General features: G+C 42.1%; 9 protein-coding genes. 2 read left to right on the forward strand and 7 right to left on the reverse strand.

The window, feature by feature from the left end; translation table 11 throughout:
- Positions 1–55: 55 nt before the first annotated feature.
- A complete protein-coding gene (locus tag AB4153_RS11595) occupies positions 56–448 on the forward strand; it encodes a gamma-butyrobetaine hydroxylase-like domain-containing protein (RefSeq protein ID WP_102527495.1) in 393 nt (130 codons plus the stop codon).
- Between the two features lie 1,069 nt (positions 449–1,517).
- Here AB4153_RS11595 and acnB read toward each other — a convergent pair.
- Positions 1,518–4,115, reverse strand: a complete 2,598-nt coding sequence (gene acnB / locus AB4153_RS11600) for a bifunctional aconitate hydratase 2/2-methylisocitrate dehydratase (protein ID WP_371997507.1) — start codon at positions 4,113–4,115, stop codon at positions 1,518–1,520.
- A gap of 443 nt (positions 4,116–4,558) precedes the next feature.
- Between acnB and hxpB the strand changes: the two genes are divergently transcribed.
- Positions 4,559–5,215 (forward strand): hexitol phosphatase HxpB, encoded by a 657-nt coding sequence (gene hxpB / locus AB4153_RS11605; RefSeq protein WP_371997508.1) that lies wholly within the window; start codon positions 4,559–4,561, stop codon positions 5,213–5,215.
- A gap of 65 nt (positions 5,216–5,280) precedes the next feature.
- Here the strand turns inward: hxpB and AB4153_RS11610 are convergent, their stop codons facing one another.
- The 6 genes from AB4153_RS11610 to pdhR all read right to left on the reverse strand — a co-directional run bounded on the left by AB4153_RS11610 (position 5,281) and on the right by pdhR (position 19,356).
- Positions 5,281–7,506 (reverse strand): patatin-like phospholipase family protein, encoded by a 2,226-nt coding sequence (locus AB4153_RS11610; protein ID WP_371997510.1) that lies wholly within the window; start codon positions 7,504–7,506, stop codon positions 5,281–5,283.
- A 133-nt stretch (positions 7,507–7,639) separates the two neighbouring features.
- Positions 7,640–12,097, reverse strand: coding sequence for an EAL domain-containing protein (locus tag AB4153_RS11615; RefSeq protein WP_371997512.1), 4,458 nt, complete (start codon positions 12,095–12,097; stop codon positions 7,640–7,642).
- 214 nt (positions 12,098–12,311) lie between these two features.
- Positions 12,312–13,739: a dihydrolipoyl dehydrogenase gene (gene lpdA / locus AB4153_RS11620; protein ID WP_371997513.1), complete on the reverse strand. Its 1,428-nt coding sequence runs from the start codon at positions 13,737–13,739 to the stop codon at positions 12,312–12,314.
- A gap of 156 nt (positions 13,740–13,895) precedes the next feature.
- A complete protein-coding gene (aceF, locus tag AB4153_RS11625; protein ID WP_371997515.1) occupies positions 13,896–15,854 on the reverse strand; it encodes a dihydrolipoyllysine-residue acetyltransferase in 1,959 nt (652 codons plus the stop codon).
- Positions 15,855–15,865: 11 nt separating this feature from the next.
- Positions 15,866–18,529: a pyruvate dehydrogenase (acetyl-transferring), homodimeric type gene (aceE, locus tag AB4153_RS11630; protein ID WP_229369670.1), complete on the reverse strand. Its 2,664-nt coding sequence runs from the start codon at positions 18,527–18,529 to the stop codon at positions 15,866–15,868.
- A gap of 74 nt (positions 18,530–18,603) precedes the next feature.
- Positions 18,604–19,356 (reverse strand): pyruvate dehydrogenase complex transcriptional repressor PdhR, encoded by a 753-nt coding sequence (pdhR, locus tag AB4153_RS11635; RefSeq protein WP_102527414.1) that lies wholly within the window; start codon positions 19,354–19,356, stop codon positions 18,604–18,606.
- Positions 19,357–19,479 lie beyond the last annotated feature (123 nt).

Below are 19,479 nucleotides of genomic sequence, written 5' to 3' on the forward strand. Positions count from 1 at the left end.
TTGCCAGCAAGCTAACTTAACTGTTGCTGACAGCATCTTAAAAGAGAGCTATTTCATGAGCCAGCAAGACAAAAGCCCAGTTGTTACTAATCTTAAATTAAAGCGTAAATCAAAGTTACTTGAGGTTACTTTTGATAACGGTGATGTCTTTAACATCACTTGTGAAATGCTAAGAGTTAACTCTCCGTCTGCAGAAGTGCAGCGCCATGGTAATCCGATTTTAGTCACCCACAAAAAAGCCGTAAACATCAAGGGTATTGAACCAGTAGGCAACTATGCGGTAAAAATCATTTTTGATGACGGCCATGACACAGGCTTATTCTCATGGAAATTATTGCATGAATTTGGCACCCATCAAGTAGAGATCTGGGAACGTTATTTAGCCCGTTTACGTGCAGAGAAAGGTTCTCGTGAGCCATTAATTGATATGAATATTAAGTATTCTTAAGTTGTGATTTCCAAATTCAGTTTGGATTAAAATCGCAGGATTCCATCCTGCACTGGCCAAGAGGGAATAACGGCTACTCCCTCTTGGATCTCCTACCCGCTCCGAAGAAGTGTTATACCCTCATCTTTATAAGTTAATTAGCTAACGCCTCAGATGCGCCATCCATGGCTTAACCGAGGCTATCTCGGCATCCATGCCGAGCTCACGCAAATTAACTTAACAGACTCGGACACTTCCCACGGAGACCATATAACCTGCGAGCTCAATTGAGTAAACAACTCATTTCTGCCTCAAAAGTCATTTACAGCATGAATACATAACATCCGTTTGTCTGATTTTTGCATATCTCGCATAATGTGAGAGGTAAGCCTGACCTTCATTTCACTCTCTAATTGTTTCTGCACTATCTCAAGACTGAAAGATGGAAGACACAAAAAGAACGATAACCCATCTTCTTAACAGAGAAAATCAATAGCTAAGTCAATGTGCAAGACCTGAGGTAACTTAGTGCAAACCGTTTGATTTAAAGTAAATCCCGTTGCGCACCGATTTGCTATCCACGTATAAACCTTGCCACTATCACTTCACTTTAAAAGACAATAAGTTTGCCATGCTAATGTAATTCACGGATTGCTAAATACAGTGAGCTTTGTAAGTAATTATTGTCCCAAAATGTCTTAGAACCTAGTTAACACATGCAGCCTCGATATCCTCCGTTGGAAGTGTCTGAATGCGTTAAGCGAATTGACGTGATGGAGGCAGGATGCCGACATAGCCTCAGACAAGCCATGGATGGCGTTTATGAGGCGGCAGTCAATTCGCTTAAATTAGCATGAAGATTAACACTTCGCCGGAGCGGCATGGGTGATCCAAGAGGGGGATTGCTGTTGTTTCCCCTCTTGGTCGGGTGTGGGTGGATAACCCACGACTTTTCCCAAACGCAGTTTGGACATTTTACCCAGCAGCAAGCTATCACCCTACAAAACCCAAACCCCAGACACAAAAATGCCAGCTTAATCGCTGGCATTTTTCAGTTTACGCTTTTAAACGTAAGTCATCTTATTAAAGATTAAACTGCAGCTTGGAAAATCACGCTGTCAGCTTTCTTGGTGTAAGACTCAATCTCATTAAAGTTCAAGTAACGGTAAGTGTCAGCTGCTGTTGCATCTAACTCTTTCGCGTATTCTTGATACTCTGCTGGAGAAGGTAAACGACCCAATAGTGCAGCTACGGCAGCTAACTCAGCAGAAGCTAAGTATACGTTAGCACCAGTACCTAAACGGTTCGGGAAGTTACGTGTTGAAGTTGACACAACTGTTGAGTTCTCAGCAACACGTGCTTGGTTACCCATACATAATGAACAACCTGGGATCTCGATACGCGCACCAACACGACCAAAGATGGCGTAATAACCTTCTTCAGTTAATTGGTCTTTATCCATCTTCGTTGGTGGAGCAATCCACAAGCGAGTTGGTAGCGTTGTTGCAAATTTATCAAGCATCTTACCTGTAGCACGGAAATGACCGATGTTAGTCATACAAGAACCAACGAAGACTTCGTCAATTTTGGTATCAACAACAGATGATAATAATACTGCATCATCTGGATCGTTTGGTGCACAAAGGATAGGCTCTTTGATGTCAGCTAAATCGATTTCGATAACTTCTGCATATTCTGCATCACTATCAGCGCTCATTAGCTCAGGGTTCGCGATGAACTCTTCCATACCTTTGATACGACGCTCAATCGTACGACGATCGCCGTAACCTTCAGAGATCATCCACTTCAACATCACGATGTTAGAGTTTAAGTATTCAATGATAGGATCTTTGTCTAGCTTAATAGTACAACCAGCAGCACTACGTTCAGCAGAAGCATCAGACAATTCGAATGCTTGCTCAACTTTAAGGTGCTCTAGACCTTCAATTTCTAATACTCGGCCAGAGAAAGCATTAATTTTGCCTTTTTTCTCAACCGTTAATAAACCCATTTCAATTGCTTTATGCGGGATAGCATGTACAAGGTCACGTAATGTGATACCTGGTTGCATCTCACCTTTAAAGCGAACCAAAATTGATTCAGGCATATCAAGAGGCATTACACCTGTTGCAGCAGCGAAAGCCACTAAGCCAGAACCCGCAGGGAAAGAAATACCAATTGGGAAACGCGTATGTGAATCACCACCAGTACCTACAGTATCAGGCAGTAGCATACGGTTTAACCAAGAGTGAATAACCCCGTCACCTGGACGAAGTGCAACACCGCCACGATTCATGATGAAATCAGGCAATGTTTGATGCGTGTTCACATCAATTGGTTTTGGATATGCAGCGGTGTGACAGAAAGACTGCATAGTTAAATCGGCGCTGAAGCCTAAACATGCTAAATCTTTAAGTTCATCACGCGTCATAGGACCTGTGGTATCTTGAGAACCAACAGAGGTCATCTTAGGCTCACAATACTGACCTGGACGAACGCCTGTTACGCCACATGCTTTACCGACCATCTTTTGTGCAAGGGTATAACCTTTGCTAGAAGCAGCAACATCTTGTGGGCGAACAAATACTTCAGAAACATCAAGACCTAAAGTTTCACGAGCACGGTCTGTTAAGCCACGGCCAATGATCAGTGGAATACGGCCACCAGCACGAACTTCATCAAGTAGTACGTCGGTTTTCAGCTCAAACGTAGAGATGACTTCATCAGTGCCACCACGCTTAACAACGCCTTCATATGGATAAATGTCGATAACATCGCCCATTTCCATTTTGCTTACGTCTAGCTCGATTGGTAATGCGCCAGCATCTTCCATAGTGTTAAAGAAGATGGGTGCGATTTTGCCACCTAAACAGAAACCACCAGCACGTTTGTTTGGTACATAAGGGATATCATCACCCATGAACCATAATACTGAGTTAGTCGCTGATTTACGTGAAGAACCCGTACCAACAACATCACCCACGTAAACGAGTGGGTTGCCTTTGGTTTTAAGTGCTTCAATTTCTTTGATTGGACCCACTGTGCCAGCAGCATCAGGTACGATGCCTTCACGCGCATTCTTTAGCATCGCTAAAGCATGTAACGGGATGTCTGGACGTGACCAAGCATCAGGAGCAGGAGACAAGTCATCAGTGTTTGTCTCGCCTGATACTTTAAATACGGTAAGTGATACTTTGTCTGCAAGTTTTGGACGGTTTAAGAACCATTCAGCTTCAGCCCAAGAAGTAACGATTTGCTTAGCAAATGCGTTGCCTGCTTGCATTTTTTCTACCACGTCGTGGTAAGCATCAAACATTAATAGGGTATTTGATAATGCAGTCACTGCGATTGGCGCAAGTGCATCATTATCTAATTGATCGATAAGCGGCTCAATGTTGTAACCACCTTGCATAGTACCAAGTAGTTCAGTAGCACGCTCAGTAGATAGAATTGGTGACGATACAGTGCCTTTTGCAACTGCATCTAAGAATGCCGCTTTAACATACGCAGCTTCATCAACACCAGGGGGAATACGATTCTCTAATAAGTCAAGAATTACGGCCTCTTCACCAGCAGGCGGAGTCTCAACTAACTTCACTAATTCAGCCACTTGTTGTGCATCTAATGGCTTAGGGACAACACCCTCTGCAGCACGTTCTGCGACGTGTTTACGATATGCTTCTAGCACGGCAACATTCCTCTTTGTTTGGCGCCTAACAGCGAAACTGAACGTCATTGTCTATGAAAAACATAAAAAATGACCATTCCACAGGTTCGGGCTTGAAATCCGACCCGTAGTATACTACAGGTTTGCAAAAGTATGAATTAGATCACACTCTAATGGAGACGAAATCGATGCTAATTTTTAGCTCGCAGCACAATTTAACAGCCACTTTAAACAAATAAAATTAGACAATAGTTTTAAACAACAAAAAAAATGATTTAATTCATCACCTTAATAGTCTCACAGGATTTAAATTAATCCTACAAAGCAATTGAATAACATAGATGATTTTTTGCTATTTTTTTTGCTATTCTGCATAGTCTTTGTACAGATATAGAGTTATCACACTCTAAAGAGTACTTATTCAAGCTTATTGAATGTTTATTCAATTAACAAAAGGGTTCGTTATGAGTTCCACTCCAATAGAGGCCGTTATTTTTGATATGGATGGCATAATTATCGACACTGAACCTGCATGGCAACAAGCTGAAGTCGCAGTAATGAATCAATTTGGTGTGCCAATTAATTTGGTAGATGCAGAGGTAACAACGGGCTTGAGAATCGATGCTGTCGTTAATTACTGGTATCAAAGACATCCTTGGCCTAACTATGACAATCAGCACGTCGCTCAGCAGATTATTGATAAGGTCGTCGCCTTTATCGAAACTGAAGGCGAACCGATGCGAGGTGTCGTTGAAGCCTTAAAGTTATGCCAGCAAAAGCAGCTTAAGATTGGGCTGGCGACATCTTCGTCATCCGATTTAATTGAAGCTGTCATGAAAAAATTAGGCATTAAAAATTACTTCATGGCGATAGAGTCTGCTGAAAACCTGCAATACGGTAAGCCGCATCCTGAGGTATATCTTAACTGCGCGAATGCACTGGGTATTTCTCCGGCGAATTGTTTGGCGATAGAAGACTCATTCAATGGCTTAATCGCCGCAAGAGCCGCTTCAATGCAAACGGTGGCTATACCAGCAGCTGAACTTGCCCAGCAATCTCGCTGGCAAATTGGTCACCATCAACTCGAGCATCTCGGCTTATTAACTGAGGTACTCGGGTGATACTGGTATTTACATCATAAAAAAAGCTGCCCTATGGCAGCTTTTTTTATGATGCTATTTAACGGTTAGAAGTTTTTACCGATGAATAGATAGAATGCTTGTTCACCCGTGTCAGTAAAGCCCACGCCCAAAGCTGCAGGCCCCCAGCTAGTGTCTGTACCAAGATATAAACTGCCAGCATAAATCAGATCATCTAAATCTACATTATCTCTATTAACCCAGACATTACCGCCTTCGAAACTGGTACCAAGGTATAAAGGTACATCTGACAGTAATACATCACGGCCTAAGTCATATTGATAAATTAATGCACCAAATGCTTTATGTGCCCCAGCTAATGCGCCTTTGTGATATCCCGATAAGTTTAAGAAGCCACCAAGCTCAGAGACATGTAATGTAAACTCTCTGTCTACATCAACGGTTGCAAGCTCTATTTTGCCCACAATAGCGTGATTACCTAGTTTTAACGCACCTTTCCAATCTGCTTCGTAGTGCCATGATAACTCACCGGAATCTTCGATTATGGCACCTTTATATTCCTCATCACGAACTGATGCTTTAAATGTGAGACGCTGTCCTTCGGTTGGGAAACTAATGCTATTTAGCGTATCGAAGGTTGCCATGAAGTAACCCCCTTTCGACTTGTAATCCAAATCGATTTGCGTCACTGCACGGTTTGATAAAGTACCGGCTTCTCCCACGGCACCTAATTCAATTAAGCCTGCATGGGAATAATTGTAACCTACGCCAACCGCAAACTGATGTAAGGCGTTTTTTAGTTCATACTCTCGTTCATTGCCATCGTAGAAATCCCAATCTTTGATTTCATATTCATAATGAACACGGCCGTAGTAATCTTGGTCTTTACTGAACGGCTGATAAAATTCAGTACTAATACGTTTCTCGTACCCTAACTGCACTTCATTGCGCCATTCTCCACCATTATTAGTCAGTTCACCCATGGTGTAGGCTAAGCTTAAGGTTATCGCTGAGTCTAACGTAAAGTCATCTTCCCAATTAAAGCCAACATCAAAATAATTCGGTCCCCAGGATTTAGCATGTGTATTGATGGTTAGTATGCGTCCTTCTTCAGTGTCTTCAAATTCAGCATCAACACGCTCGAACTTATTCAATGAATATAGCCGCTTTACTCCAGCCTCTAATGCTTCTTTGGTGATAACCTCACCTTCTTTAAGGTTCAACTCCTCACGTAACAATCGCTCGCTAACCTTGGAATCATTGACGAATACAATTTGCGTAGCAGGACGGTTAACTTGATTCACTAGTCGGTTTTTAATTTGTTTTTTATCAGCTTGATATTGCTGATACTCTTTCTCACTGACACCTAAATGAGCCAGCATTGGCAGTGCTGCTTCACCAGCTATTCGACCCGCTTCTAATGCCTGAGGCATAATTTCAAAATCAGTGGTGCTCATATCATCAATGGCAGGACGAATAAGCACATCACCTTCAACCAGTAATGTCTTCTGATGTTGAGTCGTGGCCATGGTCAGAATAGTCGATAGCTGTTCAAGTACCGCTATCGTGCTATCCAGTTCTTCTTTAGAGGCTAGTGGTGAGCCAATATCAATCGCTATCACAACATCGGCGCCCATCGCTTTAATCACATCGATAGGCATATTGTTGGATATACCACCATCAACCAATAATTTACCATCTATCTCAGCAGGTTGAAGTGCTCCAGGAACGGTCGCTGAAGCTTGCATGGCTTTGACAATACTGCCTTTTGCTAATATCACAGCATGGCTGGTCGTTAAGTCTGTGGCCACGGCGCGAAACGGAATAGCTAAGTCGTCGAAGTCGCCAAACTGTTCAACCAAATCGGTTGAGTCACGCAATAACTGCGACATAGTCTGGCCTCGTAACAAGCCACTGGGCGCAGCAAGGCCGCCATCTTTATAACCTACGTTAATGGGGATATTGAATTTATCGCGGTGTTGTTTGTCTCGAAATGAAAGGTCTTCACGGGGAATGGTATCTGAATAACCTTCTGCCCATGGAGAGTTAAGCATGATGTCTTCAATTTCAGTGGCGGTATAACCCAGTGCATACATACCACCGACATAGGAGCCAATACTGGTACCCGTGACATAATCCACCGGAATGCGATTTTTCTCTAGTACTTTAAGCACGCCAATATGAGCAGACCCTTTTGCTCCACCACCACTTAATACTAATCCGACTGAAGGTCGTTCTTGAGCATAAGCCATACTTATGACCATACTCAGTACTATACTCAGTAACATTAGCAGTGTGATTTTGCGCCCCATATAAAGGATCCCTTTCTTTAAGTTATTATCGGCGCCATTCTAACAAAGAAACCCCAACATTAATAAAACCTTTTAAACACTAAATTAACAGTTAGTATTTTCATTAAGTCGTTTTCGAGTTTGAATTTCAATGTTATTCAGTATCAATTACGTCTATCCCAGTTGAGCTTGTTTCTGTTATACCAATAAAGGCATCTAGCTGTTCTTGCGGCATGGGCTTAGCAAAGTAATAACCTTGAATGATGTAACAGCCTCGGCTAAATACTTGCTCCATTTGCTCATATGACTCAATACCTTCTGCGACTACATGTAACTTTAAATTTCTCGCAAGCTCAATAATACTGCTTACAATGGCTTGGTCAGCTTCGTTTGTCGCAATATCGATCAAGAAAGAACGATCAATCTTAAGTGTGTTCACTTCAAAATTTCGTAAATAAGCCAAAGATGAATAACCTGTACCAAAATCATCAATTGCCACTTCAATGCCTAGCTGTTTTAGCTTGGTTAAATGTGAGACAGCCACCTGTAATTCTTTCATCAGCACGCCTTCAGTGATTTCTATCGCCAAGCAGTGAGGTGGCATCCCCGTGTCTTCTAATATCGCTTTCAAACTGTCAATAAAATCAATTTGTCTGAACTGAACGGCGGATACATTGACCGATAATTGAAAAGGTTGGTCATACAATGCATACCAACGTGCGCCGTCTGTACAAGCCTGTCTTAGCACCCAAAGATCAATATCAATGATCAATCCACATGATTCAGCCACTTTGATAAAGACATCTGGGCGAATAAAACCGTCTTCAGGGTGTTGCCAACGAATGAGCGCTTCCATCCCAATAAATTTATCTCCTTGAAGAATATCTATTTGTGGTTGGTAGAAAAGCGCTAGATCATTATTTTCCAATGCCTTACGTAATTCTGATTCAATTCTTAAATGATATTGCGCTTCGGCGTTTCGCTCTGCTGAATAATATTGGAAATTGCCTCGTCCCTCATCTTTAGCGTGATACATGGCCAAATCAGCATTTTTAATCAGGGTTTCAGGATCGAGTGTGTCTTCAGGCCACATGCTGATCCCAATACTGGTCGAAACAAAGAACTCTCGACCAAATAATTTAAAGGGGGCGCCAATTTCTTGAAGGATCTTTTCAGCGATCAAGTTTATTTGATCAACATCATCGGCATCTCTCAATAAAATCACAAATTCATCACCGCCAAAACGACACACAAAATGATTGTCACCCACACTGCGCTGCAATCGTTTCGCGGCTTCCACCAGCAAAGCATCACCCATACTATGTCCGTATGAGTCATTCACATGCTTAAAGCGATCTAAATCTAAAAACAATAATGCTAGTTTTTCATTTGTTCGCTGAGCTTGCTGTGTGATAGCACTCAATCGGCTATTGAACATAGAACGGTTTGCTAAACCAGTCAGCATATCGTTGTTGGCTAAATGACGAAGGTTTAACTCGTTTTGTTTGCGGACAGTGATATCAGAGAAAACCACCACATAATGCTGGGTATTACCTTGCTTATCTAGCATGACAGAAATATTGGCCCACACAGGGAAATACTGCTTAGACTCGCCAATAAAAGTCAGCTCACCATTCCATGAACGCTCACTTTTCAGTAAGTTATCAATAATTTCAGATTCGTTTTGTGAGGGTATCAATGACTCAAAAAATGCCCCGATTAACTGATTATGACTACTAGTTAATAACGTATTTGCCGCACTATTGAGCACTTTTATTTTTTTGTCATGATCAAGAATCAACATACCTTCTGACGTGTTCTCAAACGCTTTGGCGAACAGGTCTATTTCGTTTTGCAGTTCTCGCTGCTCCGAAATTTCGGTATATATCCCAGCAACCTTAGTTAATTGCCCAGATTCAGCATCGCGTGACACCATTCGCCCACGAATACGCAGCCAACCGATCTTCTCCTCACCTCGATAGTAGCGAAACTCGACATCCACTGAATTGTGTTCACCTTTAAGTAAACCAATCCATTGTTGGTTCACTGTGTCTTTATCTTCATCGATAATGGGTAAGTCAGGAATTAAATAAGAAAACTGTCGTCTTTCACCTAAAATACCTGATTGATTCTCAAAATGAATACGGTTTGATTTATTATCCCACTCCCATAAATCCGAATCACTGCCTCTTAAAGACTGGCGTAGCTTATCTTCGCTTTCTCTTAACGCGCTATTAATACCAATGACTCTTCGAACTTGCTTTTGACGTAACCATACCGATGTAAATGCGATAAATAATATAGTGAACAACACCAGCATTTTAAACCATTGTGATGCCCACCAATATTCATCAACTGTAAATTGAAATTGGAACGGCTCACTTGACCAAACCCCTTGCTGTTTATGAAGTAATTCCAGGGTATAAGCCCCAGCTCTTAAATCAGCAATATTAATTTGAGTTTGGCCTTCCAACAGAATGTAATTCGATTTCTTGTTCGAACCATCTAATCGTAAACGATATTTAATACTAATTGGTGCCGTATCAATATAATCAAACGTGGTCATTTGGAAACTAATCAACTTGGCATCTGGGCGAACAGTTTGAAATGAATCAGCGAGCAGATATAGTTCGGTTTCTGCTTCGTAATAAACTGAAATTGATTCTAGAGAGATTTGTTGACTACGGCTGCGATGTTCTAACTTCTCTACATCGACTAGCATAGCCCCGTCAGGGCTGCCGATATACAGGCCTGCCTTGGGATCATAAAACGCGGCTGCTTCATTAAATTCTGATGCAGTAAAACCATCGTGAACAGAAAATACTTCTATTGCTTCACTTTTTATATCTTGACGAATTAAGCTGTTTTCACAACCAATAAGATTATAACGTGCGGTTTTCTCGAAAAAATAAATCGTATCACATTCCACATTCCATACATCGTTAAATGAAGTGATTTCATGGGTTTGCAAATTGAATAACAATACACCTTCTTGATAAGTGCCTAACCATAAATGGTTATCATCGACTTGAAGAATATTATTGATGCCGACATTGGGATATTGACTGACAATGATATCAGACAAAGACACTAGCTTGTTCTGCTCATCAAGATAGCCTAGGTACTTGTTACCGCCGACCCAAAGCTTATTGCTTAGATCACGGTATATACTTGAAACCTTGGTTTTTGAATGCCTCTCGTCATCTGTAAATAATGGCTCCTGCCTTATATCCAAAAAACCAGGTTGCCAATAATGAATTTCGTTATGTGTTCCCCACCAGGTACGACCATTAAACTGTGGGTCATTGTATGAAATAAATAGTTCCTTTCCCCTTAAGTTATTACTATCAGGTGCAAACTCTGAAAAGTCGATTTCTTGATTAGACTGTTTGTCATATACAAAAAGGCCATTGGTTGTTGCTAATACAAGGTGTTTATCATCTAACGAAGAAGAGCTGTACACTGAGTCACTGCTTTCAAACTCATCAGGTAAAAATAAGCTCGTCGATACTGCTTGCTTATCAACAATATTAAGTCCTCCATCTCCACCTAACCACAACTTGTCACCCTCGGCATAGATGCTCCAAATCATTTCATTGACCAGTTTATATGGAGATGCCTTGTTGAAATAATCTAATAGAAAATCAGGTTTAAGGGCCAATAAAGCTAATCCTTCTCCCGATCCACCTATCCAAATTAAACCATGCTCATCGATAGCAATATCATCAACATAGTCAATGTCAGAATCACGTTTTAATTCATCTTTATAAGATTTAATCACTTGACTATCAGGCTGCCAAGAAAGGAGACCTGAAGTGGTCGACATCCATAAATGACCGAGCTTATCTTCAACTAATTGATAGATATTAAATGGGGCAATACTGACTTTGCTAATGTTTTTGTTAGTAAAATCAACGCTAAAAAGGCCTTTGTTTGAATATGCCCAAATATTTTGTTTTTTGTCGATAAATAAACCACGAATCGATGTATTTGGTACATTCCAATCAATGCTAGATTGTAACTCGCCCAGGGCATTCCTAAGCTCAATCCTATTGGTACTGGAGTATATAATTTGATTATCTTGTAAATGATTGATGCTATTCCAGGATAAAGTATCATCCAATACAAGGCCGTAATCTAACTGCAATGTGCTGCAATCAAGCGTCATCACACGTCCCGACTCTGTTAATAGCATCACATTATCATTAGCGAGTGTGGTGTGACTGGTAATAGGGTCGTTATCAAAGTTATCAACAGGGTCTATTAGCAGATTATAAAATTGATTTGTTGAAATATCATAAAGGGTGAGTGATAAATCACTTTTGAGTAACAGATGAGTCTTGCCCACTTTGATTAATGATTTGATATTTTCGTAATTTAACGCATCTGCACTACCTGGCTGGTCTATTCGACGTACAGTTGAACTGCTGACTCTATAAAGACCTTGCTGAGTCGCTAGCCACACATAACCGTAATCATCAAACGTAATATCATTAATGGTGTAATCAACGAGTCCATCTTTGGCATCAAAAAGTCGCTGTACAAGGTTTACCGCAGCGGCTTGCGTGCAAAAAACAATAGCCAGAAACACGATAGTAAAAAACTGGTTCACGCGTTTTATCATTTTTATGTGAGTACTCTTATGACGAATCGTTTTGTTTGGGCGTTTCCTTGCAAGAAAAAATAGGCTTCATGCCTGACGGTAACTGAACAGATAAAATATCACTATTGATACATTCTTTTAATATATCACTTACATGTAAACTTAGACCAAAAAAAAGCACCCCGAAAGGTGCTTTATTACAAAATGCTACAGTTGTTACCGCTTACTTTTTCTTCTTTGCCTTTGGATTTGGCAAATCAGTAATTGAACCTTCGTAAACTTCCGCAGCAAGTCCAACAGACTCATGTAATGTTGGATGAGCATGAATCGTTAGTGCTAAATCTTCAGCATCACAACCCATTTCAATTGCTAGGCCAATTTCACCTAATAATTCACCACCATTAACACCAACAACAGCACCACCGATAACACGATGAGTTTCTTTGTCGAAAATTAACTTAGTCATACCGTCACTTGCATCTGAAGCAATTGCGCGGCCACTTGCAGCCCAAGGGAAACTAGCGGTTTCGTATGAAACGCCCTGCTCTTTTGCTTCTTTTTCAGTTAGGCCTACCCACGCTACTTCTGGGTCAGTATAAGCAATTGATGGGATAACTTTAGGGTCGAAGAAGTGCTTAAGACCTGAAATAACTTCAGCGGCAACATGACCTTCATGCACACCTTTGTGAGCAAGCATTGGTTGACCAACGATATCACCGATAGCGAAGATGTTAGGTACGTTAGTACGTAACTGCTTATCAACATTGATAAAGCCACGCTCATCAACATTAACGCCAGCTTTTTCAGCATCGATAGATTTGCCGTTTGGTGTACGACCAATAGCCACTAAAACAGCGTCGTAACGGATAGGTTCAGCTGGTGCTTTCTTGCCTTCCATTGTGACGTAAATACCGTCTTCTTTTGCTTCAACCGCTGTCACTTTGGTTTCAAGCATCAAGTTGAATTTCTTCTTGATCTTCTTAGTGAAGATACGAACGATATCTTTGTCTGCAGCTGGAATAACTTGGTCAAACATTTCAACCACGTCAATTTCACTACCGATTGATGAGTAAACTGTGCCCATTTCTAGGCCAATAATACCGCCACCCATAACTAACAACTTACCAGGCACTTCTTTAAGCTCTAGTGCGTCAGTCGAATCCCAAATACGTGGGTCTTCATGTGGAATAAACGGTAGCTCAATTGGGCGTGAACCAGCAGCGATAATCGCTTGTTCAAAGTGGATCACTTTAACGCCGTCTTCACCTTGTACTTCAATAGTGTTTGGCGAAGTGAATTTACCGTAGCCATTAACCACATCAACTTTACGCATTTTAGACATTCCGCCTAATCCGCCAGTTAACTGACCTACTACTTTTTCTTTAAAGCCGCGAAGTTTTTCTAAATCAATAGTTGGCTCACCGAATACAACACCGTGATGCGCAACTTCTTTCGCTTCTTCGATCACTTTAGCTACGTGTAAAAGTGCTTTTGAAGGGATACAACCCACATTCAAGCAAACACCGCCTAACGTGCTAAAACGTTCAACAATAACCGTTTCTAAACCTAAATCTGCAGCTCGGAATGCTGCTGAATAGCCTGCAGGGCCTGAACCAAGTACTACTACCTGAGTTTTGATTTCGTTACTCATGTTTTCCTCTATTTTTCTCTTGTTGGCGGAAAAACCGTCCAAACTGCAAAATGTGGGCAAATCTTGTAAGGTGGCCGCATTTTACCCTTTGTTTGATACTGATCACAATCCTGTGACGAGATAAAAAAGGCTGCTCACAGTGAGCAGCCTTTTTCTTTACAAAATTAACGTACGGATGTCGCTAAGAATGCTAGATAATGTCACGCTGAAACGCGCTGCCATTGCACCATCAATTACACGATGGTCATATGACAATGACAGAGGCAACATGAGCTTAGGCTCAAAGTCACTGCCATTCCATTTAGGCTTCATTTCCGACTTAGACACACCTAAGATAGCCACATCAGGATAGTTAACGATTGGGGTAAACGCAGTGCCACCAATGCCACCTAAACTTGAGATAGTAAAACAGCTACCCTGCATATCTGCAGACTTAAGCTTGCCATCACGAGCGCGGACAGAAATGTCCATTAGCTCACGTGAAAGCTCAACAATTCCTTTCTTATCAACGTCACGCACAACAGGAACCATCAAGCCATTTGGTGTATCAACTGCAACACCAATGTGGAAGTATTTCTTCTGGATTAATGACTCACCATCTGCACTTAAACTTGAGTTAAACACTGGGAATTCAGCCAATGCTTTTGCTACTGCTTTCATCATAAAGACCAGCGGAGTTATCTTGTAATCTGCTTTCTTTTTCGCAGCAAGTGTATTCTGCTCTTTACGGAATGCTTCTAACTCAGTGATATCGGCTTCATCAAATTGGGTCACATGTGGAATAGTGACCCAGTTACGATGTAAGTTAGGCCCAGAAATCTTCTGGATACGGCTTAATGGAATTTCTTCCACTTCACCAAACTTACTAAAATCAACTTTAGGTGCAGCAATCACATTTAAGCCACCTGCGCCACCAGCAACAGCTGTAGCAGCAGACGCTTTAGGACGACTAAGTTCATACTTAATGAATGCTTGAACGTCTTCTTTAAGAATACGTCCTTTACGACCTGTACCTTTAACTAAAGTCAGGTCAGCACCAAATTCACGCGCTAAGCGGCGAACAGCTGGAGACGCGTGCACGGCACCTGTTTTAGGCTGACTGCCCGCACTTGGATGATGTGGCACTGGCGCAGCTTTTACTGGCGCAGGAGCCGCTGCAACGGGTGCTGGTGCACTAGCTGCTGGAGCGGGTGCGCTAGCACCCGTTGCAGCAGTCGATATGGTTTCAACGGTAGCAATGATGCTACCTTGAGACACTTTATCGCCTACATTTACCGTTAAACTAACAAGCTTACCTGCAAATGGCGCTGGTACTTCCATGGTTGCTTTATCTGTCTCAAGGGTAATTAATCCCGTATCGACTTCAAGTACATCACCAACGGCAACTAAAACTTCAATCACGTCGACATCAGCAGCATCACCAATATCTGGCACTGCCACTTCTTTCACTTCAACAGTACTAGTTGCAGGAGCCGCAGGAGCTGGTGCACTTGTAGCAGGTGTTGCTACTGGTGCAGCAGCGGTCGCGCCTACTTCTAACATCAGTACTAATGAACCTTGAGAGACTTTGTCGCCAACAACGACTTTAAGCTCTTTGACAACACCAGCAGAAGGCGAAGGCACTTCCATTGTAGCTTTGTCTGTTTCAAGGGTAATTAAGCCAGTATCAGCTTCAATGGTTTCACCAACGCTAACGAGTACTTCGATAATATCGACGTTCTCAGCATCACCAATATCAGGCACTGAGACTTCAATGATTTCTGTACCACCAGCTGCGGGCGTTGCACTCACAGGTGCTACAGGAGCTGCCGCTTCTGGCGCAGGTGCTAGAGTCGCAACAGGAGCCGGCGCTGCAGCTTCCGCAGGTGCCGATTCTGATGCAGCATTAAGCATTGCAATCAGTTTACCTTCTGAAATCGTGTCCCCTACAGCTACTTTTAGCTCTGCAACGGTACCAGCAAATGGTGCTGGAATATCCATTGTCGCTTTATCGCTTTCAACCGTAAGAATTGAATCTTCTGCAGCGATGTCATCACCAACTGCAACACAGACTTCAATAACCTGAACTTCATCACCACCGATATCAGGAACCAAAACTTCTTTTAATTCAGCCATTTTGTTTCTCTCTATGCGTACTGTGGATTAATCTTATCAACGTCGATACCATATTCTTTGATGGCTTTAGTGAGCACATCAACTGGTATTTCGTTACGGTCAACAAGGGCTTTTAATGAAGCAACAACGATGAACTTAGCATCTACTTCAAAGTGGTGACGTAAGTTGTCACGGCTATCACTGCGACCGAAACCGTCAGTACCTAGCACTTTGTAATCTGTAGGAATGTAAGCACGTAATTGCTCGCCGTAAACCTTCATATAATCTGTAGCAACAATTGCTGGCGCATCTTTTGATAGCACTTCAGAAATATAAGGTACTTTTGGCGCTTCAGTCGGATGGAGCATGTTATAACGCTCAGCAGCTTGGCCATCACGAGTTAACTCGTTAAAGCTAGTCACGCTGAATACATCTGCAGTAATACCAAAATCTTTTGATAACGCGACTGCTGCTTTGCGCACTTGCTCTAAGATAGTACCGCTACCCATTAACTGGACAGAACCTTTACCACTACCTTGAAGGGTTTCTAACTTGTAGATACCTTTAACAATGCCTTCTTCGCTGCCTTCTGGCATAGCAAGTTGTTCGTAGTTTTCGTTCATCGTTGTTAGGTAGTAGAAAACATCTTCCTGCTCACCATACATGCGACGAATACCATCTTGAACAATCACTGCGATCTCGTAACCGTAAGTCGGGTCATAAGAAATACAATTAGGGATAGTGTTAGCTAATACATGGCTGTGACCATCTTGATGCTGAAGACCTTCACCATTCAATGTTGTACGACCTGATGTACCACCCACCATGAAACCACGAGCACGCATATCACCCGCTGCCCATGCCATGTCGCCAATACGTTGGAAACCGAACATTGAGTAGTAAATGTAGAACGGGATCATTGGGGTATCGTTAACCGAGTAACTTGTTGCCGCAGCAACCCAAGATGACATTGCACCTAACTCGTTAATACCTTCTTGCAATACTTGGCCGGTTTTATCTTCACGGTAGTATGCAACTTGATCAGAATCTTGTGGTTCGTACTTTTGTCCTTCATGAGCATAAATACCCACTTGGCGGAATAAACCTTCCATGCCAAAGGTACGTGCTTCATCAGGAATAATCGGTACGATTTGTTTGCCGATTTTTTTGTCTTTTAACAATGCAGTTAAAATACGTACAAATGACATTGTGCTTGAGATTTGACGACCGTTAGAACCTTTAAGTACTGAGTCGAAAATCTTCAACGATGGTACTTCGATATCTTGTGAGAATTTCTCAAGACGTTTTGGCATAGCACCATGTAAAGTTTCACGGCGCGCTTTTAGGTACTTAACTTCTTCTGAGTCAGCACCAGGATGATAGTAAGGAATATCTTCTAACTGATCATCGCTAATTGGGATATTGAAACGATCGCGGAAGTACTTAAGCGACTCAACACCCATTTTCTTCACGTTATGCGCGATGTTTTTACCTTCACCTGCATCACCCATACCATAACCTTTTACTGTTTTAGCAAGGATTACTGTTGGACGACCTTTGGTATTTTTAGCATGTTGTAGTGCAGCATAAATCTTAACTGGATCATGACCACCACGGTTTAGACGCCAAATGTCATCATCTGACATGTTAGCAACCATTTCGGCAGTTTCAGGGTATTTGCCAAAGAAGTGCTCACGAGTGTACGCGCCACCTTTAGCTTTACAGTTCTGGTATTCACCATCAACGGTTTCTTCCATCAACTGCAATAATTTACCGCTAGTGTCACGTGCAAGTAATGGATCCCAGTAGCGACCCCAAATCACTTTAACTGCTTCCCAGCCTGCGCCGCGGAACTCGCCTTCTAGCTCTTGAATGATCTTGCCGTTACCACGAACAGGCCCATCAAGACGTTGTAAGTTACAGTTAACGATAAAGACTAAGTTATCTAACTCTTCACGAGCAGCAAGACCAATAGCACCTAATGTTTCAGGCTCATCACACTCACCATCACCCAAGAAACAGTAAACAGTTTGCTCAGAGCAATCTTTTAAGCCACGGTCAGTAAGATACTTAAGGAAACGTGCTTGATAGATTGCTTGAATCGGACCAAGACCCATCGATACCGTCGGGAACTGCCAGTAGTCAGGCATTAACTTAGGATGCGGGTATGAAGATAAACCTTTGCCATCAACTTCTTGACGGAAACCGTTCATTTGATCTTCGCTAATACGCCCTTCAAGGAACGAACGAGAATAAATACCCGGTGCGATATGACCTTGGTAATAAACTAAATCGCCGCCGTCTTTTTCATTTGGAGCACGGAAGAAGTGGTTAAAACACACGTCATAAATAGTCGCACTAGAGGCAAAACTTGAAATGTGACCACCTAGTTCTAAATCTTTTTTAGAACCACGTAATACCATTGCAAGTGCATTCCAACGAACGATTGCACGAATGCGACGTTCCATTTCCTGATCGCCAGGCATATGCGGCTCTTGGCCTGAAGGAATCGTATTCAAATAAGCTGTCGTCGCTTTATATGGTAGATGGGTACCATTGCGGCGAGCTTTATCGATTAATTGTTCAAGTAGAAAATGCGCACGTTCAGGGCCTTCTTGCTCTAATACGGCTTGCAGTGAATCTACCCATTCTTGAGTTTCTAATGGATCTAAGTCTTGTAGCATATCTTCAGACATGTCGCTGTCCTTCTCTAGATACTGATAATTAATGTGTTTCGGTCAATTTATAATGATTATCACTATAATTTGTATCAAACACCGCTCTTTAAACGGCGCAAGCTACGCTGCAACCGACTGTCTTCTTCCCTCACAGACAACATGACTTCCTCGATGTAACTTAAATGTTCATTCGAGGCTTCACGTGCCGCATCAGGGTCGCGACGAACGATAGCAGCGAGTAATGCTCGTCTGTGCTCATTCGCCATTGTAGATGCTTCTTCGCGGCGGCTTAGAAGCTCTAGGTTCTGTGCTACGTTCTTGTGCAACACAGGGGTTAAACTAAGTACTAGGTGTAACATCGCCACATTATGTGAAGCTTCGGCAACAGCACGATAAAAACGTACAATCGCATCTGCTTGTGCTTCAACATTAGCTGCAGCTTCCACTTCGTTGATAGAACGCTTAATGCTTTGCATATCAGCGTCATTTCCACGAAGTGCGGCAAAATAAGCCATCATTCCTTCTGTTGCATGACGAAATTCCAGTAAGTCATACTGACTTTCTGAATCATTGTGCATCAACTCAACAATAGGATCGGCGAGGCTTTGCCATAGTTGTTCTTTTACATAGGTGCCACCACCTTGGCGACGCATTAAAAGCCCTTTGGCTTCTAGCTTCTGGATCGCTTCGCGTAATGAAGGACGAGACACTTCAAACTGCAAAGCCAGTTCACGCTCAGGCGGTAACTTCTGGCCAGGCTGTAAACTACCTTCAAGGATCATGCGCTCTAATTGCTCCATGATCACATCTGAAATTTTAGGCTGGGTTATTTTGCTATAAGCCATTTGGCCCTCAGCTCCGTTGTCAATTGGTCTTACCAATTTATATGAGATAGCGCACTTTATCAAATCAAACATTTGATGTCTAGTTAGGCTAGTGTTGAATGGATGTTAGGTGAAGGTTTTAAA

This window comes from Shewanella sp. 10N.286.52.E4, assembly GCF_041468785.1.
Classification (GTDB): Bacteria; Pseudomonadota; Gammaproteobacteria; order Enterobacterales; family Shewanellaceae; genus Shewanella; species Shewanella electrodiphila.